Origin of the sequence: Microbacterium sp. ER1, assembly GCF_023383675.1 — a bacterium.
In the GTDB taxonomy this organism is placed as follows: domain Bacteria; phylum Actinomycetota; class Actinomycetes; order Actinomycetales; family Microbacteriaceae; genus Microbacterium.
Genome location: NZ_QCXO01000132.1, coordinates 1 through 22,464, shown reverse-complemented (window position 1 = coordinate 22,464; position 22,464 = coordinate 1). Strand labels below are relative to the sequence as shown.

The window sequence follows — 22,464 nt, the reverse complement described above, 5'->3', positions numbered from 1 at the left end:
AGTTTGTAATGCTCGAACTCCGACCCGTAATCCGCACGGGTTTCGGCATCGCGAACGTGCTGAGGAATGTCTTTGCGGTCAATTCGCCAGTCCTGTGCCCCGCCTCGTCACTCACTCGCCCGCCGTGTCTTTCGGTGGACGCCGACGAAAAGCGCGTCCAGCGAGGTCTGCGAAGGATCCAGCGATCTCCTTTGCCTTGTCCACGCTTTCGGCGCCGACCCGCCCGGCAACCTGGATGCCCTCCGCGCCGATGCGCCACGCGGCGTCCAATCCGTCCGCACCGGCCTTGAGTAGATCGTCGCGGGTATCCGTGGCCGCCGTCGACCAGCGTCTCGACTCCCGCACCTCCGCTGCCCCCTCGATCCCGAGTCGCTCGTGGAAGGTGCCGACAGAGTCGGTCACTTTGTTTCTGGAACGGACGATGGCCGGAGACTCGATCGGGTTGAACAGGACTTTCGAGTTCGCCAGAGTTGCGGCCTCGTCGACCTGGTCGAGGAGCTGTCGCGTGGTCCGAGTGATCAGTTCCGCGCGCTTTGCGCGAGCTGTTTGCAGGCCGACTCGGTGTTGCTCCAGTTCCTCGGGGGAGGTCTGCAGGACACGGTCGAGTTCGATCACCCCCGTCGCCTCCTGCAAATAGAAGCACTGTGCGAGGACGGCGAGCCATTCCTGTACCTCGCCATCGATCTTCTTGGACGAGTCAGCCAGTTCGTTGACAGACTTGCTTTGGAGCTTCCCCGCCAATGCCTCGATCTGCCTTAAGGCGTATGCCTGCGTGCGGGCGATCGTCATCGAGGACGCTTGCACTTTCGACCAGGTCACCTCGGAGACGCCGCCGACCTCCTTGCGGATCGTGAGTGCCTCTTCGAGCATCATGTCTACGCCGATGATGTCCGCGAGCACGGCGTCCTTCTGCGCGCGCAGTACGTCATCGACCTTCTGATCGATTGCGGCGAGGTAGTCAGTGATCTCGTCCATGGTCTGTTGCATCGCAACCTGTGCCATGATTCCGGCCACACCAGCGAGCATCGCAGGGTTTGTGAGGATCGACCTCGGTGTCTTGAGGAACTGCAGGTTCTTCGCGAACTGACCATTAGGTGCCCGAAGAGCTGCATGGAGGTTTCCGCTCGACGAGTTGGTTACCTTGGGTAGCTTTTGGGCGGCCGCCCACGACTCTTCGGTCAGCTTCATCCAGCGCCCCGAGTTCGCCGCTATCTCGGAGCCGGCCTTCGTGACAGCCGCCCCGGCTCCGAACGCGGTCTTGAGCTTGGACAGATCCAGCTCGCGAGACCGTAGTCCATTGGCCTCAAAAAACTCCTCGACTGGTTCGCGCCGGCCGATCAGGGAGATCCCATCCCCGTCGATGACCAACTCAATCTCGGACAGGTCCCCGTCGTCCATCCTCATGCCCCGTTCGTCGTCGGCCCGCTAGTGGGCCTCTCACGATGATGGCCTAAACCGGGGACGTACGTATGCAGCCACAGCTGCTTGGGGTTAGCAGCGCTCCGTCGCCCGGGGGGTCTACTCGAACCCGCCCGTCAACCGCCCGTGCATCGTCCCGCTCCAGTCATTCATCCCGACGATCTCCACCGTCTTCCCCGACGCCTGATACTTCGTCTCGATCGCATCCAACGCCTTAACCGTCGACGCATCCCACACGTGCGATCCCGACAGGTCGATCACCACGCGTGACGGATCCTCCGTATACGAGAACAACGTCGTCAGGTCATTGCTCGACGCGAAGAACAACTCCCCCTCGACGACGTACGTCACCACATCGCCCGCCGGCCCCAGCACTCGGCGAACCGAAACGAAGTGCGCCACCCGCCGCACGAACAGCACCGACGCGACGAGCACCCCACCAACAACCCCGACCGCCAGGTTGTGCGTGATCAGCACTAGCACCACCGTCGCGATCATCACGAACGTCTCGCTCTTCGGCATCCGCCTCAACGTCGACGGCCGCACACTGTGCCAGTCGAACGCCCCGATCGCGACCATGATCATCACGGCCACGAGCGCCGCCATCGGGATCGTCCCGACGAAGTCACCGAACACCACGACCAACACGAACAAAAACAGACCGGCGCAGAACGTCGAGATGCGGGTCCGCGCGCCTGACGCCTTCACGTTGATCATCGTCTGACCGATCACCGCGCACCCGCCCATGCCGCCGAAGATCCCCGACAGGACGTTGGCGACGCCCTGCCCCCACGACTCCCGGGTCTTGTTCGAGTGGGTGTCGGTGATCTCGTCGACGAGCTTCGCGGTGAGCAGCGACTCCATGAGCCCGACGAGCGCGACCCCGAGCGCGAACGGCGCGATGATCGTGAACGTCTCCCACGTCAGCGGAACGTTCGGGATGAACAGCGACGGCAGACTCCGCGGCAGCTCACCCTGATCGCCGACCGTCGGCACCGTGATCCCGAAGGCGAGCACGACGCCGGTCACGATGATCACCGACACCAGCGGCGCCGGCACGATCTTGGTGAGCTTCGGCATCACGAGCATCACCACGATCCCGAGAGCCACCAGCGGATACACGAGCCACGGCACGTCGATGAGCTGCGGGAACTGCGAGCTGAACACGAAGATGGCCAGCGCGTTCACGAACCCGACCATGACGCTGCGCGGGATGAAGCGCATCAGCTTCGCCACGCCGAGCACCCCGAGGACCACCTGGAAGATGCCAGCGAGGATGACCGTCGCGATGAAGTAGTCGAGGCCGTACGTCGGCGCGACCGGAGCGATCACGAGCGCCACGGCACCGGTCGCCGCGGTCACCATCGCGGGTCGCCCGCCGAGGAACGCGATCGACACCGCCATGATGAACGATGAGAACAGGCCGACCTTCGGGTCGACGCCCGCGATCACCGAGAACGCGATCGCCTCCGGGATGAGCGCGAGTCCGACGACGAGCCCGGCCAGCACCTCCCGCGTCAGCAGTCGCGGGTTCTTCAGCGCGTCGAGCACCGAGGGGTGGGCGCGATAGCGGGCGCGGTCGTCGACCGTCGTTGCAGACATGGAGCTCCAGGGGAAGGCGCCTCAGAGGAGAGGCAGACGTTCCAGCCTAGGACTGATGCGCGAGTCGCCCACCCCGTGCCCCTTCCACCCACCCTCCACATCCGCCAGGATGAACACGACCGCCCCGAGAGGAGTCCCGCATGTCGTCGCTCGCCCCGTCCACCTCCCTGGACACGGCATCCGCCGCGCTCCCCGGCGCCGTGGTCATCGCCGCGATCCGCCGCGTCCTCCTCTGGTCGCTGATCGCCGCGTTCCTCTACCCCGTGTTCATGACCGCCAGCAAGGGCATCTGCCCCGGCGGCGTCGACGCGAACGGCGGGTTCATCGATTCCGCGGGCCAGCCGGTGGACGAGGCTCCGCAGTGCATCCAGCTGACGCTCGCGCCGAGCCCCCTCGTCTACATCGCCATCGCCGTCATCGTGCTGCTCGCGCTCGGTCGCGTGATGAAGGCGACCGACGAGCGCGCGGCGCTGCGCACCCTGGAGTGGGCGCAGTACGGCGTCGGGCTGCTCGTTGTGGTCGCGATCGTCGTCTCGCACGTGTGGTTCGCGCTGATCCCGATCGAGCAGTTCACCGGCGACTCCTGGACCGTGTTCAGCCCGTTCCCGTTCGGCTCGATCGACGTCGAGGTGACGCCGATGACGACCTCGTGACGGCTTAGTCCCGCCAGTCGATCCCGACGCCGGCGATCCGTCGCCCGGCCTCGTCGGCGGCGACCGGCTCGCCGACATCCGCCCCGCGCTCGAGCGAGACGGCGGAGTGCACGATGGTGTCGGCGTACACGTGCACGAGGTTGTAGCCCTGCGCGGCGTCCTGTCCGCGGGTGGCACCCACGGGCTGCGCGAGGTCCTGACCGTACGCGCTCGACGAGGCGACGGCCACGGGGATCCCGGCGAAGGTGCCGAACGACGGATGGTGCACGTGCCCCGACAGGATGCCTCGCACGTCCGACCCCCGCAGCACCGCGGCCAGCGCGTCCTGATCCCGCAGCTCGACCGTCACGGCGAGGTCGAGCACCGTCGGCAGGGGCGGATGGTGGATGAGCAGCAGCGTGCCCTGCGGTGCCGCCGTCGACAGCTCTCCCTCCAGCCGATCCAGCTGCGACGACGGCACCTCCCCCCAATGCGCGCCGGGCACCGTCGAATCGACGACGATGACGCGCATCCCCCCGAACCACCGCACCTCGACGATCGGCTCGTCACCCGCCCCCGCGAGTCCGAGCTCCGATCGCATGGCACGGCGGTCGTCATGGTTGCCGGCCGCCCACACGACCTCGCAGCCGAGCGCATCGGCAGCGGGCGTCACGAGCTCGCGCAGTCGCTGGTAGGCGGCGGCATCGCCCCGGTCCGTCAGGTCTCCCGTGAACAGCAGCGCGTCGGGACGGAGCCCCGAGGCGACGAGCCGGTCGAGCATCTCCGCCAGGTTCGCGTCGGCGTCCGCCCCGCTGCCGTACAGCGGCGACCGTTCACCCGGCAGGTGCGTGTCGGAGATGTGCACGAAGGTGTGCGACGGGCGAGGGTGTTCGGTGAGGATCATGTCTCTTCCTGGTCGGCGGACGGAGGCAGGTCGGGGCAGATGTCAGACGGCGGCGGCCGTGGAGCCGGGGACGAGGGCTCCCGTGAACGAGCGGCGCACGAGTGTCTCCGGCTCGTCCGCGGTGAGCAGCTGCTGCATGGTCTCGACGGCGGCCGCGGCCACCGCCTCCACGGGGATCCGCAGTGTGGTGAGCCCGAGCAGATCGGCGCCGGGCAGGATGCCGTCGCAGCCTGTCACGCTCACGTCCTCCGGCACGCGGAGCCCGGCCGCGCGGGCGGCGCGCATGACGGCGAGCTGCCGGTAGTCCGAGGCGCACATGACGGCGGTCGCCCCGGCGCGCACGGCGGCGAGGGCTTCGTCGACGCCGTCCTCGGGACGCGCGCCGGCCGAGATCATCGTCACGGCGACGCCCGCCGCGGTCAGAACCTCCTGCATCGCGAGCGCGCGGAGGTGCTCGGGGTAGGAGGCCTCGGGGCTTCCGGCGAGCACGACGACGGTCCGGTGACCGAGCGCGACGATGTGCTCCGCGAGCAGACGTCCGTGCCCCCCGTCGTCGTAGTGGGCGGTGTGAATACGGCCCGCCGACTCCACGCGCCCGGCACGGAGGATCGGCACCTGGTCGGCGAACGGCTCGAGCTGCGCCGCGGAAATGCCGCCGGTGGCGACGATGAGTCCCGCGACCCGCATGCCGAGCAGCCGGTGCAGCGCATTCACCTGCTTGGCGCCCTGCTCGTCGGCGCCGATCGTCACGGTCACGAGGTCGAGGCCGCGCTGATGCGCCTCCTCCTGCAACCGGGAGAAGAGGAGACCGTACGCGGGGTTGCTCGCGTCGCGCAGCATGAGGCCGACGGTGCCGGTGCGTCCCGCGGCGAGCTCCGCGGCCATCGTGTTGCGCACGTACCCGAGTCGCTCGGCCGCTTCCAGGATGCGCTCCTGCGTCTCCGGTGCGAAACGGCCCTCGCCCTTCAGCGCCCTGGTCGCCGTCGCGCGGGACACCCCGGCCGCCGCGGCGACGTCGCTGATCGTGACCCGCAGGGCGGGCGTCCCGGCATCCGCCCCGCTCATGCGCGCTGCTTCCGTCGGCGGCGCGCTCCGGCGCGCGAACCTCGTCCATACACGAGATACATGGTGACACCCATGATGATCATGAGCAGCACGGTGTAGACGAACGTGATGGGCATCGCGTCGAGGTTGTTCTCCCCGCGCGTGCTCTCCTGGATCGCGACGCCGAGCGGTTTGTACAGCGGGTGGTAGAGGAAGATCGCGGCGTCGTAGTCGTCGAGCAGGCTGTTGAAGTTCAGCGCCGTGATCGCGGCCGCTGTCGGCAGCACGAGGGGGATGAGCACGCGCCGGAAGGTGGTCAGCGAGCGGGCGCCGAGGATGCGCGAGGCGTCTTCCAGGGAGTCCGGCACGGACGCGAACCCGGCTTTGAGCAGCCGCAGCGTGAAGGGGATCTTCACGCAGATGTATGCGACGAGCAGCAGCACCGGCGTCCCCGTGAGCACGATGTTGCCCACGAGCGGCTGCGGCGCGTCGAACGCCATCACGAAGGCCAGCGCGATCAGCACGATCGGCAGGATCCAGGGGATGTGCAGCACGTACTCGATGGCCGTGGTGAGCAGGTTGCGGTGCTTCTGCATCATCCGCGCCACGAACAGCAGCCCGCCCACCACGATGACCGCGGCGAGGGCGCTGTAGACGACGCTCACGATGAACGGTCGGAGGGCCGCCGCGCTGGAGAAGACGGTGATGTAGTTGTCGAGCGTGAAGCTGTCGAGCGTGATCGATCCGGCGAGGATGCTCCGCGCGTCCACGAAGGAGAAGGTCACGATGAGCACGACCGGGATGAGGTAGATCACCCAGAGCAGGTAGGCGACCACGTGCACGACGGTGTTCGCGAACGGGTTGCGGATCCGCTGCTTCTGGATCGGCGTCGCCACCTTCGCCACCGAGAAGTACACGCCGGACTTCTCGGCGCGGTTCATGATCGCCAGCAGGATGATGGTCGCGACACCGAGCACGATCGCCAGCAGCGCCGCGATGTCGCGGGTGATCGGGCTGCGCGACAGGTCGATGATGAGAGGCGCGACGGTCTGGAAGTCCGGCCCGCCGAGCACGAGGGGCGCGGTGAGGGCCCCGAGACCGATGAGGAACGTCAGCACCGTGACCGCGAAGAGCATCGGCTTCATGACCGGCAGCACGATGCGGCGCAGGATCGTCCAGGTCGAGGCGCCCATGAGCTTCGCGGCCTCGATCGACGCGTAGTCCACCTTGCCGAGCGACGAGGACAGGAACAGCATGTGGTTCGTCGTCGTCGCGAACGTCATCACGAACACGACCGCGAAGTAGCCGGAGAACCAGTCCCGGTTCATGTCCGGCCAGATGTTCACCATCAGATTCGTGATGAAGCCGAATTTCCCGTAGATGAAGTTGTAGCCGGCGGCGAGCACGATGCCGCCGTAGATCAGGGTCGTGGCGTAGCCGAGCCAGAGGAGCTTGGCGCCGCGCACCTGGAAGTACTGCGTCACCAGCACGATGAACACCCCGACGACGTTGACCGTGACGGACAGCGTGATCGCGAGGAGGAAGCTGTTGCCGAGCGTCTTCAGCGCGCGCTCGCTGCCGAGCAGCTTCTCGACGGCGCGGATGCTGAACTGGCCGTCCGGGAAGAAGGTCGCGGCGAGCAGCTCGGCGTTCGGCAGCACGAGGAAGGCGGCGGCGAACCAGACCACGACGATGCCGGTCACCCAGGCGAGCGGCGAGCGGAGCATCGCGCGCACGCTGCCGGGCCGTCCGCGGCGCAGGCGGGGCTTCGTCGCGGTGCCCGCCTCGGCGGCCTCGGTGGTCAGGGCGCCGGGGGCGTCGGTCATGGCCGCGGACGGCGGCGGCACCGGGCGGGAGTCGTTCTGCGGAGCGCTCATGTCACGCCGCCGGGTACTGCAGAATCCACCGCGGGTCGACGTCGATGCGCACGGCGTCGCCGACGTCCCACCGGTGCGCGCTCGCTGCGGCCGGCACGCTCACCCGGAGCGTCCCGTCGGCCGCCGACACCGTGTAGACGCTGTGGCTGCCGTGGTACGTGCGCTCCGCGACGGTGCCGTCGAGCGACGCCGTGCCTCCGGCGGCGGCCGCGGACGGCGACGCGAGGTGCAGCTTCTCCGGCCGCACGTAGCTCTCGGCCGTGGCGTCGAGGCCGGCACCGATCGCGATGAGCTGCGCGGGGCTGAGCCGGTTGTTCTCGCCGATGAACCGGCAGACGAAGGGTGTCGCGCTGCGGTCGTAGATCTCCTCCGGCGTGCCCACCTGCTGCAGCGTCCCGGCGTCGAGCACCGCGATGCGGTCGCTGAGGGTGAGCGCCTCCTCCTGATCGTGGGTGACGTACACGGTGGTCACGCCGACCTCGTGCTGCAGCTCCTTGAGCTGTTCGCGCAGCTGCACGCGAAGCTTGGCGTCGAGGTTCGACAGCGGCTCGTCCAGGAGCAGGATGCTGGGGGTGAGCGCGAGCGCCCGGGCGATGGCGACGCGCTGCTGCTGGCCGCCGGACAGCTCCGCCACGTTCTTCTCGAGCTGCGACGCGGCGAGCCCGGTGCGGTCGGCGACCTCGTCCACGCGCCGCCGCTGCTCGGCCTTCGACACCTTCTGCACCGAGAGGCCGAACGCGATGTTCTCCCGCACGTTCATGCTCGGGAACAGCGCGTAGTTCTGGAACACCATGCCCACGCCGCGCTTCTCGCTCGGCACGCGGGTCACGTCGCGACCCGCGATGTGGATGCGGCCGCCGGTCGGCTCGATGAACCCCGCGAGCGTGCGCAGGGCGGTGGTCTTGCCGCATCCGGACGGACCCAGGAGGGTGAAGAACTCACCCTCCTGGATCTCCAGATCGAGGTGCGAGACCGCACGGTGGTCGCCGAACACGACCTCGACGTCGTCGAAACGGATCATCGTCTTCTCTCTCTGCCGGTGCGGGACTGCGCGGGTCAGCCGATGTACTCGAGCGTGACCTTCTCGACCCAGGCGCCGAGGTTCTCGCTCACGAAACCGAAGTCGATGTCCTGACGGTCGAGCGTGCCCATGAGCTCGACGACCTCGGGGTTGGCCTTCTCGACCGCGCCCTCGTTCACCGGCATGGCGTTGAACTCCGCGGCGAACTCGCCCTGCACTTCGGCGCTGCCGAACCAGTCGATGAACTCCTGTGCCTTGTCCTCGTTGTCCGTGCCGTTGATCTGTGCGATCTGCTCGGTCACGTAGGGGACGCCGTACTCGGGCACGATCATCCCGGTGCTGGTGCCGTACTCCTCGTCGCGGGCGGAGATGCCGCTCGACGGCAGCACGCCGTAGTCCACCTCGTCGCGGGTGATGCGGGCGTAGAGGTCGGTGCCCTCCACGGCGGGGGAGCCGTTGGCGTAGTACGACTTCACCAGGTCCCAGCCCTCGTCGCTCACGCCGAGGTCGCCGTCCTCGTCGAGGTGACGGGTGAGCATGCTGGCGAGCACGAGCTGCGGGGTCGCCTGGCCGAGCGCGGGGTTGACCTCGTAGCGGCCGGCGAACGCCTCGTCGGTGTACAGGTCGTCGGGGTCGGTGGGCGCGTCGCTGATGCGGTTCTCGTCGTAGACCGTGACGATCGCCTGCTCCACGAGCGGCCAGAACGCGCCGTCCTTCGGGTCGCCGGCGTCCGCGGGCACCTCACCGCTCCAGCTCGGCTCGTAGGCCGTGATGGCCTCTTCGGTCTTGAGCTGCTCGAAGAACATGTTGTTCAGGCCGAAGACCACGTCGCCGACGGGGTTGTTCTTCTCCGCGATGATGCGGTTCGTCAGGTCGGCGCCGCCGAGACCCACGATCTCGATGTCGATGCCCGCGTCCGCCGCCTTCTCGGTGATCCACTCACCGCGGCCGTCGCTGTTGGAGTTCGTGTAGACGATGAGGGTGTCCCCGGAGCCGCCGTCGCTGCCGCCCGCGTCTCCGTCGCCGCCCGCCGTGCATCCGGTGAGCGCGATCGCCGCCGCGGCCGTCAATCCGATGAGCGCCCAGCGCCTCTGCTGCCTGTCGGCCATGTTCGTCCCTTTCTCGCCTTCGAGGTGTGTCGATGCGACACTACCGGTTCTTGTGGTGAAGGCACAAAGATTGTCTGGTTTCGTGAGCGCGGTCGCGCGTCCGCACTCAAGATAGGCGCGCGGCGTGAACGTGAGGATGCGATGAGGTGAACGGGTGGGGGCCTGCGTCGGACCTGGGACGAGGTGCCCTGTCGGCCGGGGCGAAATGCCGGCATCCATTAGAACAAAGCTTCGAAATTCGGGCGCTTCGGAGATAAAATGAAGCATGTCGAAAATGTCTGGGTTGCGCGAGGCGATGGAGCGTCTCGACCAGGCGTGGGACTCTGCGGGTGATGCGCCTGAGCTCTCCCGCACGCAGCTCGTCGACGTCGCCGACGCGATCGGACTCCTGCGGCGCCGACTCGATGCACTGCACGTCGACGTGGCGGCCGGCATCGCCCGGGAGTCGCGCGCCGAGCTCGGTGCCGACAGCCTGGCGAAGCAACGCGGGTACCGTACGGCGGCGAATCTCATCGCCGCGATGACAGGCATCTCGACGGGCGAGGCGCAGCGTCTGGTGAAGGTGGGAGAGGCGACCGCCCCGCGAAGCGATCTGCTCGGCGCGCCGCTGCCCGCGCGGTACCCGCTCCTCCGGGAAGCGCTCGCGTCGGGTGCCCTCGGAGCGCCGGCGGCTGCACTCCTCGTCGCCCTGCTGGACCGGTGTCGCGTGGCTGCGGGAGCGGAACGCATCGCGGAGGCGGAGCGCGTGCTGGCCGCCACAGCCGAGGGGCTCGAGCTCGATGCGGTGCGCAAACTCGTCCTCCGCGCCGAAGCGTGGCTCGACCCCGACGGCGTGGCGCCGCGGGCGGAGGAGCAGCGCGCTCGGCGCGGACTGCGCATCTTCGAACGGGACGGCATGGTGCACCTGCACGCGCAGCTCGATGCCGAGACCGCGGCGCCGGTCGTCACCGCGATCCGCGGGCACGTGTCCGCCGTGTTCGCCGCGCGCCTCGATGCCCCTGACGCCGAGTCGCCGGACGCCGACCGGCGCTCGGTCGCGATGATCCAGGCCGATGCGCTGGCCCTCTTCTGCGGGCATGTGCTCGGGTGCGACGGTGATCGGGTGCCGCTCGCGGGGGCGACGGTGGTCGTGCGCGTGTCCCTCGACGATCTCCAGGCCGGCACCGGGTCGGCGACGATCGACGGGCTCGACCAGGTGATCGACATCGGCGCCGCGCGGCGGATGGCGGCCAGCGGCGGCGTCATCCCCTGCGTCCTCGGCGGGGCGAGCGAAGTGCTCGACTGGGGTCGCGAGAAGCGCCTCTTCACACGAGCCCAACGCCTGGCGCTCGCCGAGCGGGATGGCGGGTGCGCCATGTGCGGGCTCCCGCCGGGGATGACGAAGGCTCATCACCTCCGCTGGTGGCAGCGCGACCGAGGTCCGACCGATCTCTCGAACGGGATCCTGCTCTGCGAGACCTGTCACCACCGTATCCATGACAACGGGTGGGAGATCGTCATCGAGGGTTCCGGTGTGAGCGGCCGGCCGTGGTTTCTTCCGCCGCGGTGGGTCGACCCGGAGCGCACGCCGCGGCTGGGCGGACGGGCACGCTTCGATGTCGCGGCCTGAGTGCGGTGCGCAGGCACGCGAGTTCGGGCGCGGGGCGTTGTGGGGCTGTCAGCGGCGGAGGCGGGAGCGCACGCGTCGCGCGGTGCGTGCCAGGGCGTCACGCCAGGCGCCTCCGGGCCATTCCCGGTGCAGGCGCAGGCTGCCGTCGTCGTTCCGCACGAGTTCGACCCGCCGGCCCGCGAGAAGGGGCGAGCGGCCGAGGTGTGCGACCACGTCCGGGGCGGCCGTCAGTGGCGCCGTGAACACCCAGCCGGCCACGCGGACCGCGACCGACAGATCGGCGTCGCGCGCACCGTCCTCGCGGAACACCTTCATGGGGTCCACGGCGACGGGAACCGCGTCGAGGCGCTTCGGTCGGCGCCCGCCGACCTTGCGCTCCGAACCCGCGGTGGACTCCGCGGCCTGGCCCGGCTCCGGGGTGTCCTGCGCGACCACGTCGACCCGGTCGGCACGGCGCTCCTTGCGGGCGTTCAGCAGGCCCGAGGGAAGGTCCTCCGTCGTCGACAGCGGGAGGGACAGCAGATGATCCGCCGAGCCGACCGTCTCGAACACGAAGGCCTCTTCGCCGTTCCGACGCACGCGGACGCGCACGGTCAGCTGCAGCCCTCCCCGCGACCAGCGCGCCGAGGTCACGGCGGCGGTGCAGGTCGTCTCGGCCTCGAAGGCGGCGAGTGCGAGCAGGTCGTCGCGGCGATCGGCGCGCAGCAGAGCGGCCCGGATGCGCTGCGGGAACGACAGCCCGGCATCCACGCCGGGTCCGAAACGACGCTGCGTGAGCGGCACGACCACGTCCAGCAGACGGTCGCGGTACTCCGCCGGGTACTTCACCATCCGTCGCCCGGCGATCCTGTTGAGGATCTTGCCGCGGAACCAGTGGCGCAGCAGCCGATCCCGCACCTTCCCCGGTTCGGTGTTCGCCTCGACCACGTCGAGCACGGTCTCCAGATGCGGGAAGTACGACTCCGGCTCGATGCGAGCCGAGCTCGCGCTCCCCGGCTCCTTCACCCACGCATAGCAGGGCTCGCTCGCGAGCACCGAGATCGTGTCAGCGGCGAAGTACGCCTGCATCACGAAGAGATGGTCTTCGAGCCGCACCTTCCCGTCGGGGAAGCGGATGCCGTTCTCCCGCAGGAAGGCCGTCCGGAACATCTTGTGCGGCGTCAGCATCTCCAGGATCGGGTCCTCCCCGAGGGCGGCATGCGGGATGTCGCGCTGGAAGATCTTCGCGGGCAGCTTCCGTCCGACGCCCACCTCCTTGCCGACCACGACATCGGAGCCGTTCTCGTCCGCGTAGTCGCACAGCCGCTCCAGCGCCCGCGGGTAGAGCCGGTCGTCCTGATCGACGAACTGCACGTACGTCCCTCTGGCCTCTTCGACACCCCGGTTGCGCGGAGTGCCCGGCCACCCGGAGTGCGGCAGCGACAGCACACGCACGTGCGGACGGTCCTTCGCGATGCTCTCGAGCCGCGCGGCCGTCTCCTCGCCGGAGCCGTCGTCGCAGAGCAGGACCTCGAAGGACCCCGCGGGCAGCGTCTGCGCGTCGAGCGAGGCGATGAGGTCGTCGAACGACGCCTTCGGCCGGAACACCGGCACCACCACGCTCACCCGCACGCGGCCCCCGGCCGCCTCGTCCCCGGTCGCACTGCTCATGGACGTCATCCCCCTGTGATCGTGACCGGCCCGAATCTCCCCCGCCGGAGATTCCAGCCAACCATCCCTTCCTGTGGAGCGCGCCAGGCTCGCGGCGGTCCTGGGTGTATGCCGCCGCCGTGGAGGATCAGTGCAGGGTGAGACCGATCTCGAACGAGCGCCGCCAGGGGAGGGTCAGCTCCGCGATCCGCACGTCGTCGGCGGGCAGCATCGACTCCAGGAGGGCCGAAAGCTCCGCACGGATGACGCGCTCGGCCGTCGCGACCTGCGCATCCTCGGCCATCGGGTAGATGTCGGGGAAGAGGGAGGGACCCGCATCGGTGCGCACCACGGCCTGGTAGGCGAAATCGTCGAGCAGCCGCGTGAGCAGGGCGATCCGCGCGGCGCGCTCGTCGAAGGAGCCGGTGGCCCGGCCCACCACTCCGGCGGCGGCCACCGCGACGACGCTGCCGAGCGTGTTCCCGGCGGTGTTCCACCCGCCGAAGGCCTCCAGGCGCCCGAGCAGTCCGGCCTCCGCCAGCGCGCGTACGAGCGCCTCGTCCGCGCCGTTCGGGTAGCGCACGTCGGCCAGGGCCACATGCTCCCCCGCCTCCAGACGCTCCCGCACGAGTGCGACCGTCCCCGCGACGGCCTCGACGTCGACGACCTCCGGCCGCCCGCGGAACATGTCGTGCCGGTCGGGGTCCGGGGCGTGCAGCACGAGGGTGACGTCGCCTCCCGCGGCGACCTCCTCGGCACCGGCTGCGCGGATCTGCCGGCTCGCCGAGGCCGCGAGCGACATGTTCTCGTACGGCGGGACGCGCTCCATGCCGGCGGCGTCCGCGCAGGCCACCGAGAACGAGGCGGTCACCCCGGCGTTCGCCGCGAGGGCCCGGGCGACGAGCGCGGCCCCGACCTCGTCGGCCCCCGGGTACATCAGCACGCGCCGGCCCGACGGCAGCATCCGCATCCAGTGCCGGAGCCAGACCTGCTCCGCGCTTCCCGCCGCGAAGGGGGCGGTGTCGTCGGCGGTGATCGCCAGGAAGTCGAGGGTCTCGTCCTCCACGAGGCCGAGCGTGGAGAGGTTCACGATGTGATTGCGCAGCCGCCGAGACGAGTAATCGGAGACGACCGCGGCGGGCACCGGAGTCAGCTCGTCGAGCGGCAGCACCTCGGTCTCGCCGAGCAGCCGGTGCGCGTCGCCGCCGAGCGCGTGGATCTCCTTGCCGTGCTCCGTCCAGTAGGTCGGCTCCTCGGCCGCGGAGTAGGAGTTGCTCGCCCTGGTCACCAGCGACACCGCCGAGATCGGCAGGTCGGGCCGCATCCGCCGCACCTCGCGCAGCACGTCCAGGCGCGCCAGCACGTCGCGAGTGGTGTCATGACTCGTGCGACTCGCGATGAGGCCCCCGTAGAGCAGCATGTCCACCGACACCACCAGGTGCACGGTGGCCGGATCCGCGGCACGCTCGCGCAGCCAGGCGCCCAGCCCGTCGGCGTCGCCCGCGGTCCGGTAGGAGGGGAGGATCTCGGCGGGCGGAACGTCGAGGGTCACGCCCGCGACGGCCGCGACGTCTCCCGGGAGCTTGACGTTCACCGGGCGGTCGTCGAGGGGCAGCAGCGCGATGCGCGGGCGGAGGATCGGGTCGGACACGAGGAGCCTTTCGTCGGTGAAGGGGGTCGCAGATCGGGGATCAGGGGCGGGCGATGGAGACGAGATACGAGTAGCGGTCGCCGCGGTACACCGACTCGGCGTACTCGATCGGGCGGCTGCGGGCGTCGTAGGTCGTGCGCTTCACGAGGAAGGCGGGCGAGAACGGCGGCGTCTGCAGCGCGGCCGCCTGCTCCTCGTCGAGGACGACCGCGTGGATCTCCTGGTCGGCGCGCACGGCGGTGATGCCGAAACGGGTGCGCAGGTCGTCGTAGAGCGAGTCGCCCTCGATGCCGTCCTCCAGGCCCGGCACCGCGTCGGCCGCGATCGAGCACACCTCCAGGCAGATCGGGATGTCGTCGGCGGTGCGCACCCGGCGGATCCGGACGACGGGCGACTGCGGGCTGAGGTTCAAGGCGTACCCTGCGGTCTGCCCGGCTGCCGCGGTGCCCACGTCGACGGAGAGGGAGCCGGGTCGCATGTTGCGGGCGAGCATGTCCTCCGAGAACGAGGTCAGCTCGAACGCCTTGCTGATCCGCGAGGCGCTCACGAAGGTGCCCGCTCCCTGCAGCCGGTACACGAGGCCGTCCCGTTCGAGCTCGTCGAGGGCGCGACGCACCGTCTGCCGGTTCACCTCGAGCGACTCCGCGAGTTCGCGCTCCGTCGGCAGCTTCTCGTGGGGTGCGAGCCCCTGGTCGATGACCTTCTCCAGATGCCGCCGCACGCGTTCGTGCTTCGTGACGCCCTCGATCGCCGCCATGGTTCCCCCTCGTTTGGACTAACCCAATCTTGACGATCACCCGGGATTGTGTCAATGTCTCCTCTCAGCGGTTCTTAATTGGTCTATTCCAATCCTTTGCACGGTCAACGATGAGCGGAGAATCCCCATGCACGTGAAGCACAACATGCGCCGACGCGTCCTGGTCGCCGGGGCGCTGGGCACGGCGACGATCGTCGCCCTGAGCGGCTGCGCCGGCGGCGGCGGTGACGCGGACGGCCCCACCGAGATCACGTTCTCGTACCTGTGGGGAGGCGAGGAGGCGAAGGCGCTGGAGGCGATCATCGCCGACTTCAACGCCAGTCAGGACGACATCGTCGTCACGGGCGTCTCCAGCCCCGACACCCAGAAGCAGCTCACGTCGATGTCGTCGTCGAACGGCTCCTTCGACATCTCCGACAACTTCGGCAACACCGTCGGCGCCTGGGCCTCGAAGGGCATCCTCGCGCCGCTCGACGAGGCGATCGCCGCCGAGGACATCGATGTCGACGACTTCGTCCCCAGCGCCATGGAGCAGATGACCTACGACGGCAAGATCTACTCGCTGCCGATCGCCATCCACAGCTTCCAGCTGCTCTACAACCCGCAGCTCCTGGAGGAGGCCGGGGTCACCCCGCCGACCACGATGGACGAGCTCGCCGCCGCCATCCCGAAGCTCACCAAGAAGGATGCGTCGGGCAAGATCACGCAGCTCGGACTCGGCTCGGCGAACGACAGCACCACCCTCACGACCCTCGGCTACGCCTTCGGCGGGAGCTGGGACGGCGAGGACGGCCCGACCCCCGCGGAAGACGGCAACCTCGAGGCCCTGCAGTGGTATCAGGACAACGTGATCGAGCCGGTCGGCGCCGACGCCATGGCCACGTTCGTCTCCGGACAGGGCGAGTACCTCTCTGCGCAGGACCCGTTCTTCAGCGGCCAGGTCGCCATGATCATCGACGGCGAGTGGCGGTCGGCCAGCGCCGCCAAGATCGCCCCCGACTTCGAGTGGGGCGTGACCGCGATCCCCGCCGCCTCTCCGGACCTGGAGAACAGCACGCAGGTCACCGCGAGCACCCTCTTCATCCCCGCGAACTCGAAGCACAAGGAGGAGGCGGCCACCTTCCTCGCCTACCTCGTGAGCGACGAGCCCATGGAGAAGTTCGCCGTCGCCCTCGGCAACCTCCCCGGCCGCTCCTCCCTCGCCGGCAGCGCCGCGTTCGACGAGCTGCAGGACTTCGGCGTCTGGGCGGAGGCCGCGTCGTCCCCGAACGCGAAGTCCCTGGCGAGCCGTCCGTACAGCGCCGAGTACGCGACCGACCTCGCGACCGCGTTCGACGAGGTCGTGCGACTGACCGCCACCCCGGAGGAGGCGATCGCGACCGTCGAGGAGCGCATGGCCTCCTACGCCTCGAAGTGAGCCGGTCCTCGTGACCACGGCAACAGCACCCCGGGTCCGGCAGGAGAACGCTCCTGCCGGACCCGGCGCTCCCGTCCGGCGGCGCCGCAGCCGCCGGACCACGCTGATCGGCCTGGCTTTCGCGTCGCCGTTCATCGTCGGCTTCCTGTTCCTGTTCGCCTATCCGATCGCGGCGTCGGCGTACTACAGCTTCACCGACTTCAATCTGTTCCAGGCGCCGGAGTGGGTGGGGCTGGACAACTACACCCAGATGTTCGCCGACGGGGTGTTCTGGAAGTCGCTCGCCAACACGGCCGTGCTCACCGTGTTCGGCGTGCCGCTCGCGATCGGCATCGCGCTCGCCGGCGCGCACCTGCTGAACACACCCGTGCGGGGCCAGCCGCTCTACCGCGCGCTCGTCTACCTGCCCTCGATCGTGCCGGTCGTCGTCGGCGGCTACCTGTGGCGCTGGCTGCTGAACGCCCAGTACGGCTTCATCAACCACTTCCTGTCGTGGTTCGGCATCGAGGGGCCGGCCTGGCTGCAGCAGCCGGAGTGGACGAAGCCCGCCATCATCCTCATGTCGCTGTGGACCGTCGGCGGCACCATGATCATCTACCTCGCCGCCCTGCAGGAGGTGCCGAAGGAGTTGTACGAGGCGGCCGAGCTCGACGGTGCGGGGGCGTGGCGCCGCTTCACGAACGTCACCTGGCCCACGGTCTCCCCGGTCACCCTGTTCCAGGTGATCGTGAGCATCATCGGGTTCCTGCAGATCTTCACGCAGCCCTACATCCTGTCCCAGGAGCGCCTCAACCAGGCGGGCTCGGGGCCGGGGCAGTCGATGCTCTCCTACGCGATGTACCTGTACCAGAACGCGTTCGTGTTCCTGAAGATGGGCTACGCCTCCGCCATGGCGTGGACGCTGTTCATCATCACGCTCGCCGTGAGCCTCGTCGTGCTCGCGACCTCGAGGAAGTGGGTCCACGATGGTGCACGCTGACATCTCCGCACCGGTGCGCCGGCCCCGGCGCACCCGGCGCACGCTCCGCCGCGTCCGGCAGCAGATCGCGGTGACGCTGCTCGCGCTGCTGTTCCTGTTCCCGCTGCTGGTGATGCTGTCGACCGCGTTCAAGACACCAGGCGACGTCTTCTCCTCCCCGCCCACCCTGCTGCCCGCCGAGTGGACGACGGCCAACTTCGCCGAGGCGTTCGCGCAGATCCCGGTGTGGCGTTACCTCGCCAACACGCTCTTCGTCTCGGGCATGAGCATCCTCGGCACGGTCATCTCGTGCCCCCTCGTCGCCTACGCGCTGGCGAAGGTGAAGTGGCGCGGTGCCCGGCCGCTCCTGATCCTCGTGCTCGCCACGATGATGCTGCCGCCGCAGGTCACGCTGATCCCGCTGTTCCTCGTGTGGAACGGGCTGGAGGCGACGAACACCTATCTCCCGCTCATCGTCCCCGCGTTCCTGGGCACGCCGTTCTTCATCTTCATGATCCGGCAGTTCCTCCTCGCGGTGCCGGACGAGCTCATCGAGGCCGCCCGTCTGGACGGTGCCTCCGAGTTCCGCACCTACGCGACGATCGTCCTGCCCCTGGCGCGTCCGGCCATCGTGACCGCCGCGATCTTCCAGTTCGTCTGGGCGTGGACCGACTTCCTCAATCCCCTCATCTACCTCAACGACCAGTCGACGTACACGCTGTCCATCGGTCTGTACGCCTTCTTCGGGGAGAACGACGTGGCCTGGGGGCCGCTCATGGCCGCGTGCGTGATGTTCACGCTCCCGGCCGTGGCGATCTTCCTCCTCGGCCAGAAGTTCTTCATCGGCGGTGCCAGTGCAGGAGCCCTCAAGTGACCCATGAATCCCTCGCCCTCCTCCGCGGCCGGCTCGTCGCCTCGGTCCAGGCCTCCGCAGGAGCCCCCGCGAGAGACACCCACGTCATCGGCGCGCTCGCCGAGTCGGCGCTTCTCGGCGGCGCGAGTGGCCTGCGGCTCAACGGGCCGGAGGACATCCGTCGGGTGCGACCGGTGACCGATGCGCCGATCATCGGGCTCCACAAGGTCTGGAACGGCGTCCGCAACGTCATCACCCCGAAACGCGCGCTCGCCGCGGGGCTGGCGGAGGCCGGTGCCGACATCATCGCGGTGGACGCCACGACGGAGCAGCTCGGCACGGACTTCCGGCTCATCGGGGAGATCGCCGCGGCGACGGGGCGGCCCGTGATGGCCGACGTGTCGACGGTCGCGGAGGGCGAGCGCGCGTGGGCGGCGGGGGCGGCGGTCGTCGGCACGACCCTGTCCGGCTACACCCCGCACTCTCCGCGACAGGACGACCCGGACCTCGACCTCGTGGCCGCGCTCGTCGCTGCGGGGATCCCGACCATCGCCGAGGGGCGCTACCAGACCCCTGCGCAGGTGCGCGCGGCCTTCGACGCCGGGGCCTTCGCGGTCGTCGTCGGCGGAGCGATCACCGATCCGATCGCCCTCACGCGTCGATTCGTCGCGGTGACGCCGGCCGCCCGGGAGCGGGTGTGATCGTCGGGGTCGACATCGGCGGCACGAAGATCGCCGTCGCGGGGTTCCGTGCGGAGCCGGGCGGGGCGCGCCGTCGCGCCACGGCCGTGCACACCCTGTCGACGCCGGCCCGGGAGGGCGGCGAGGCCATCGTGCGGGCGGTCGTCGATGCGATCGATGTGATCCGCGGCGGGGAGCCGCTCGCGGCGGTCGGCGTGGGCACCGCGGGCGTGGTCGATCAGGACGGCGGCATCACCTCCGCGACCGATGCGATCAGCGGCTGGGCGGGCTTCCCGCTGCGTGCGGCGCTCGTCCGAGCCCTCGATGCCCCGGTGGCGGTCGTCAATGACGTGCACGCGGCGGCGGTCGCGGAGGCCACGGCAGGGGCGGGTCGGGGAGCGCGTGGTCTGCTGATGGTCACGGTCGGCACCGGCATCGGGGGAGCCGTCGTCCTCCCGGACGGTCTTCGCGCGGGCGCGACAGGCACGGCGGGATCGGTCGGGCACACCGAGCTCGCCCTCCCGCCAGGACTGGCCGGTCGTCGATGCGGCTGCGGAAGGGTCGGGCACGTCGAGGCCGTGGCCTCCGGTCCGGCGCTGGAGCAGACGTACCGCGAGCGCACCGGCATGGCGCGCACATTGCGGGAGGTGGACGCGGCCGCTCGTGCCGGGGATGCGGTCGCCGAGGAGGTGATCGCGGAGGGGGCGGCGTTCCTCGGTCGCGCGCTCGCCGGGGCGCAGGCGCTCCTGGACGTCGAGGTCGTCGCCGTCGGCGGCGGCGTGGCGGCCATCGGGGAGCGGTATCTCGCCGAGGTCGCCCGCGCCTACCGCGCGGCGGCGATGCCGGGGCCGTCGACAGCCCGGGTGCGATCGGCGGAGCTCGGGGTCGATGCGACCGTCACCGGGGCCGCGGTGCTGGCGCCGGCCTGAGTCCGGATTCCCACCCCGCATTCAGCGTTAACGATATATCGTTGAGTATCGTTCACGACTGGGAGGTCATCATGAACAACGCATTCCCCTCCACCCCGTTCGGCGGCAGCGGCAACGGCAGTAACGGCGGCGACTTCGCCGGCGGCCTCGGCAACCTCTTCGGGGGCTCGCAGGGTCCGGCCGGAGCGCTGTTCGAGGCGATGGACCAGCTCCGCAAGTCGTTCGAGTCGCGTCCCTCCGGCGGGTCGCGCATGGCCCGCGGGGATGTGCGCGCCGCCGTCCTCTCGCTCCTCACCGAGCGACCGATGCATGGCTACCAGATCATCAACGAGATCGCCGAGCGCAGCGGCGGCACCTGGAAGCCGAGCGCAGGTTCCGTCTACCCGACGCTCCAGCTCCTCGCCGACGAGGGTCTGATCGAGGCCGAGGAGCAGAACGGTCGCAAGACCTACGCCCTCACGGAGGCCGGCCGGGCCGTCGCCGCGGAGAGCACCGAGACCCCGCCGTGGGTGCCGTCCTCCGACAAGGACCACAGCCGTGACGCCCGGTACAGCGCTCTGCCCAAGGCCGGGGTCGACCTCGCCGCCGCGGCCGCACAGGTCGGGCGCAGCGGCTCCGCGGAGCAGGTGCAGCAGGCCATCGAGGTGCTCGACGAGGCCCGCCGTAGGCTGTACACGATCCTCGCCCAGGACTGACCGCGTCGTGCGGCGTCCGGTGCGGAACGGCGGAAGGATGACGCGATGACGGCAGCGGCGGCACAGGGTCCTCACCGAGCCCGGTACCGCCGCATCCTGTCGTTCGCGAGCCGTGAGTTCCTGAAGATCTGGTGGTTCGAGCTCGTCCTTCCGCGGTTCGGGCTGTCTTCCGTCGCGGAGCGCACGCGCGCCCGCCGCATGCAGCGGTTCGCGCGGCGGTTCCACACGCTCGCGGTCGAACTCGGCGGCCTCATGATCAAGGTCGGGCAGTTCATGTCCTCGCGCCTCGATGTGCTCCCGCCCGAGATCACGGCCGAGCTGGAGGGGCTGCAGGACGAGGTCCCCGCCGTGCCCACTCCGCAGATCCGGGCGCTCGCGGAGGCCGAGCTGGGCATGCCGCTCGAGCGGGTGTACACCTGGTTCGACGACACCCCCGTCGCGGCCGCGTCCCTCGGCCAGGTGCACCGTGCCCGCCTCTCGGCGCTCGACGCGGAGGACACCGGGCTCGACGAGGTGGTGGTCAAGGTGCAGCGCCCGGGCATCGACGAGATCGTCGCCGTCGACCTCGCCGCCCTCCGCCGGGTCGCGCGGTGGCTCACCCGGGTCCGGATCGTCGCCGACCGCGTGGACGCCCCCGCCCTCGTGGAGGAGTTCGCCGTCACGAGCATGGAGGAGATCGACTACCTCCACGAGGCCCGCAGCGCCGAGCGGTTCCGCGAGAACTTCGCCGACGACCCGCGCGTCGCCGCTCCGGAGATCGTCTGGGAGCGCACGACCCGCCGGGTGCTCACGCTGTCCGACGTGACGGCGATCAAGATCAACGACACCGCGGCGCTCCGGGCGGCAGGCATCGACCCCTCCGCTGTCGCCGACGCTTTCGCCGAGGTCATGTTCGACCAGGTGTTCACGCACCGGTTCGTGCACGCCGACCCCCACCCCGGCAACATCTTCGTCACGCCGGTCCCTTCGACGGGCTCAGGGACCCAGGGGGGCTCAGGGACTCAAGGGGGCTTCCGGCTGACGTTCATCGACTTCGGCATGATGGCCGAGGTCTCCGACAATCTCCGGCAGGGACTGCGGACCCTCCTCATCGCGGTGACAGCGCGGGACAGTCGCGGCCTCGTCCGCGCCGCGAAGGAGATCGGCGTGCTGCTCCCCACGGCCGACACGGGCGAGCTGGAGCGGGCGCTGACCGCCCTCTTCGCGCGCTTCGGCGGGATGGGGTTCGCGGAGCTGAGCCGGGTGGACCCGCGGGAGTTCACCGACTTCGCCGAGGAGTTCGGCGACATGGTGCGGCGGCTTCCGCTGCAGCTCCCCGAGGACATGCTGCTCCTCATCCGGGCCGTGTCCCTCACGTCCGGCATGTGCAGCGGCCTCGATCCCGCGTTCAACGTGTGGGACGCGGCCGAGCCGTATGCCGCGCGGCTGCTCCGCGACGAGTCCGGCACCCTCATGCAGGACATGGCGCAGCAGGCGATGGCGAACGCGGCCACGACCTGGCGGCTCCCGAAGCGCATCGACGACATCATCACCCGCGTCGACGACGGCAACGTCTCCTTCGACACCTCGCGTCTGGAGCGCCGCCTCGACCGGCTGGAGGGTATCGCGCGGCGGATCGCCTCCGGGGTCCTGTTCGCGGCGATGCTCATCGGCGGGGCGCTGCTCGTCGGTCCGCTCC

19 protein-coding genes are annotated in these 22,464 nt (G+C 69.7%); 9 read left to right on the top strand and 10 right to left on the bottom strand.

From position 1 onward, the window contains the following. Window positions 1–111: 111 nt before the first annotated feature. Window positions 112–1,404, bottom strand: a complete 1,293-nt coding sequence (locus BV453_RS07315; protein WP_249521238.1) for a hypothetical protein — start codon at window positions 1,402–1,404, stop codon at window positions 112–114. Window positions 1,405–1,518: 114 nt separating this feature from the next. Further along, window positions 1,519–3,021, bottom strand: a complete 1,503-nt coding sequence (locus tag BV453_RS07310; RefSeq protein ID WP_249521237.1) for a SulP family inorganic anion transporter — start codon at window positions 3,019–3,021, stop codon at window positions 1,519–1,521. Between the two features lie 140 nt (window positions 3,022–3,161). Here BV453_RS07310 and BV453_RS07305 point away from each other — a divergent pair, with 140 nt between their 5' ends. Further along, window positions 3,162–3,674, top strand: a complete 513-nt coding sequence (locus BV453_RS07305) for a hypothetical protein (protein WP_249521236.1) — start codon at window positions 3,162–3,164, stop codon at window positions 3,672–3,674. A 4-nt stretch (window positions 3,675–3,678) separates the two neighbouring features. On the opposite strand, the gene BV453_RS07300 is transcribed toward BV453_RS07305, so the two are convergent. Genes BV453_RS07300 through BV453_RS07280 form a run of 5 tightly spaced genes read right to left on the bottom strand, consistent with a single transcriptional unit; the run spans window position 3,679 to window position 9,608 of the window. After that, window positions 3,679–4,557 carry a metallophosphoesterase gene (locus BV453_RS07300; RefSeq protein WP_249521235.1) on the bottom strand — a complete coding sequence of 293 codons (879 nt, stop codon included), beginning with the start codon at window positions 4,555–4,557 and terminating at the stop codon, window positions 3,679–3,681. 42 nt (window positions 4,558–4,599) lie between these two features. Further along, window positions 4,600–5,622 carry a LacI family DNA-binding transcriptional regulator gene (locus BV453_RS07295; RefSeq protein ID WP_249521234.1) on the bottom strand — a complete coding sequence of 341 codons (1,023 nt, stop codon included), beginning with the start codon at window positions 5,620–5,622 and terminating at the stop codon, window positions 4,600–4,602. Next, the gene (locus BV453_RS07290; protein WP_308195702.1) at window positions 5,619–7,478 is read right to left on the bottom strand and encodes an iron ABC transporter permease; all 1,860 of its coding nucleotides are present in this window, start codon (window positions 7,476–7,478) and stop codon (window positions 5,619–5,621) included. Before BV453_RS07290 ends, BV453_RS07295 begins: the two co-directional genes overlap by 4 nt. A gap of 1 nt (window position 7,479) precedes the next feature. After that, window positions 7,480–8,499: an ABC transporter ATP-binding protein gene (locus tag BV453_RS07285; protein ID WP_126893704.1), complete on the bottom strand. Its 1,020-nt coding sequence runs from the start codon at window positions 8,497–8,499 to the stop codon at window positions 7,480–7,482. Window positions 8,500–8,534: 35 nt separating this feature from the next. Then, window positions 8,535–9,608 carry an extracellular solute-binding protein gene (locus BV453_RS07280; protein WP_249521233.1) on the bottom strand — a complete coding sequence of 358 codons (1,074 nt, stop codon included), beginning with the start codon at window positions 9,606–9,608 and terminating at the stop codon, window positions 8,535–8,537. A 274-nt stretch (window positions 9,609–9,882) separates the two neighbouring features. Between BV453_RS07280 and BV453_RS07275 the strand changes: the two genes are divergently transcribed. Further along, window positions 9,883–11,217 carry an HNH endonuclease signature motif containing protein gene (locus tag BV453_RS07275; protein WP_249521232.1) on the top strand — a complete coding sequence of 445 codons (1,335 nt, stop codon included), beginning with the start codon at window positions 9,883–9,885 and terminating at the stop codon, window positions 11,215–11,217. 48 nt (window positions 11,218–11,265) lie between these two features. Here the strand turns inward: BV453_RS07275 and BV453_RS07270 are convergent, their stop codons facing one another. The 3 genes from BV453_RS07270 to BV453_RS07260 form a co-directional block, all read right to left on the bottom strand. Further along, the gene (locus tag BV453_RS07270) at window positions 11,266–12,867 is read right to left on the bottom strand and encodes a glycosyltransferase family A protein (protein WP_249521231.1); all 1,602 of its coding nucleotides are present in this window, start codon (window positions 12,865–12,867) and stop codon (window positions 11,266–11,268) included. A gap of 127 nt (window positions 12,868–12,994) precedes the next feature. Continuing rightward, entirely contained in the window at window positions 12,995–14,497 is a 1,503-nt protein-coding gene (locus BV453_RS07265) for a DUF4127 family protein (RefSeq protein WP_249521230.1), read from the bottom strand. Window positions 14,498–14,537: 40 nt separating this feature from the next. After that, window positions 14,538–15,254 carry a GntR family transcriptional regulator gene (locus tag BV453_RS07260; RefSeq protein ID WP_144881505.1) on the bottom strand — a complete coding sequence of 239 codons (717 nt, stop codon included), beginning with the start codon at window positions 15,252–15,254 and terminating at the stop codon, window positions 14,538–14,540. 127 nt (window positions 15,255–15,381) lie between these two features. Here BV453_RS07260 and BV453_RS07255 point away from each other — a divergent pair, with 127 nt between their 5' ends. The 7 genes from BV453_RS07255 to BV453_RS07225 all read left to right on the top strand — a co-directional run. Continuing rightward, window positions 15,382–16,671 carry an ABC transporter substrate-binding protein gene (locus BV453_RS07255; RefSeq protein ID WP_025104070.1) on the top strand — a complete coding sequence of 430 codons (1,290 nt, stop codon included), beginning with the start codon at window positions 15,382–15,384 and terminating at the stop codon, window positions 16,669–16,671. A gap of 10 nt (window positions 16,672–16,681) precedes the next feature. Then, window positions 16,682–17,650 (top strand): carbohydrate ABC transporter permease, encoded by a 969-nt coding sequence (locus BV453_RS07250; protein ID WP_249521229.1) that lies wholly within the window; start codon window positions 16,682–16,684, stop codon window positions 17,648–17,650. After that, complete coding sequence (locus BV453_RS07245) at window positions 17,637–18,503, top strand: carbohydrate ABC transporter permease (RefSeq protein ID WP_025104068.1); 867 nt, start codon at window positions 17,637–17,639, stop codon at window positions 18,501–18,503. The genes BV453_RS07250 and BV453_RS07245 overlap by 14 nt, the downstream gene beginning before the upstream one ends. Further along, a complete protein-coding gene (locus tag BV453_RS07240; protein WP_249521228.1) occupies window positions 18,500–19,183 on the top strand; it encodes a putative N-acetylmannosamine-6-phosphate 2-epimerase in 684 nt (227 codons plus the stop codon). Before BV453_RS07245 ends, BV453_RS07240 begins: the two co-directional genes overlap by 4 nt. After that, entirely contained in the window at window positions 19,180–20,091 is a 912-nt protein-coding gene (locus BV453_RS07235) for an ROK family protein (RefSeq protein ID WP_249521227.1), read from the top strand. Before BV453_RS07240 ends, BV453_RS07235 begins: the two co-directional genes overlap by 4 nt. Window positions 20,092–20,162: 71 nt before the next feature. Continuing rightward, the gene (locus tag BV453_RS07230) at window positions 20,163–20,786 is read left to right on the top strand and encodes a PadR family transcriptional regulator (RefSeq protein ID WP_249521226.1); all 624 of its coding nucleotides are present in this window, start codon (window positions 20,163–20,165) and stop codon (window positions 20,784–20,786) included. 45 nt (window positions 20,787–20,831) lie between these two features. Continuing rightward, a partial coding sequence (locus BV453_RS07225; protein ID WP_249521225.1) for an AarF/ABC1/UbiB kinase family protein occupies window positions 20,832–22,464 on the top strand: 1,633 nt, incomplete at its 3' end.

Excerpts from the sequence above, each read along its gene's own strand:
- BV453_RS07230 (WP_249521226.1), top strand. The coding sequence starts at position 20,163 with ATGAACAACGCATTCCCCTCCACCCCGTTCGGCGGCAGCGGCAACGGC.
- BV453_RS07305 (WP_249521236.1), top strand. The coding sequence starts at position 3,162 with ATGTCGTCGCTCGCCCCGTCCACCTCCCTGGACACGGCATCCGCCGCG.
- BV453_RS07285 (WP_126893704.1), bottom strand. The coding sequence starts at position 8,499 with ATGATCCGTTTCGACGACGTCGAGGTCGTGTTCGGCGACCACCGTGCG.
- BV453_RS07300 (WP_249521235.1), bottom strand. The coding sequence starts at position 4,557 with ATGATCCTCACCGAACACCCTCGCCCGTCGCACACCTTCGTGCACATC.
- BV453_RS07315 (WP_249521238.1), bottom strand. The coding sequence starts at position 1,404 with ATGAGGATGGACGACGGGGACCTGTCCGAGATTGAGTTGGTCATCGAC.
- BV453_RS07290 (WP_308195702.1), bottom strand. The coding sequence starts at position 7,478 with ATGAGCGCTCCGCAGAACGACTCCCGCCCGGTGCCGCCGCCGTCCGCG.
- BV453_RS07270 (WP_249521231.1), bottom strand. The coding sequence starts at position 12,867 with ATGAGCAGTGCGACCGGGGACGAGGCGGCCGGGGGCCGCGTGCGGGTG.
- BV453_RS07255 (WP_025104070.1), top strand. The coding sequence starts at position 15,382 with ATGCACGTGAAGCACAACATGCGCCGACGCGTCCTGGTCGCCGGGGCG.
- BV453_RS07310 (WP_249521237.1), bottom strand. The coding sequence starts at position 3,021 with ATGTCTGCAACGACGGTCGACGACCGCGCCCGCTATCGCGCCCACCCC.
- BV453_RS07275 (WP_249521232.1), top strand. The coding sequence starts at position 9,883 with ATGTCTGGGTTGCGCGAGGCGATGGAGCGTCTCGACCAGGCGTGGGAC.
- BV453_RS07295 (WP_249521234.1), bottom strand. The coding sequence starts at position 5,622 with ATGAGCGGGGCGGATGCCGGGACGCCCGCCCTGCGGGTCACGATCAGC.
- BV453_RS07280 (WP_249521233.1), bottom strand. The coding sequence starts at position 9,608 with ATGGCCGACAGGCAGCAGAGGCGCTGGGCGCTCATCGGATTGACGGCC.
- BV453_RS07245 (WP_025104068.1), top strand. The coding sequence starts at position 17,637 with ATGGTGCACGCTGACATCTCCGCACCGGTGCGCCGGCCCCGGCGCACC.
- BV453_RS07260 (WP_144881505.1), bottom strand. The coding sequence starts at position 15,254 with ATGGCGGCGATCGAGGGCGTCACGAAGCACGAACGCGTGCGGCGGCAT.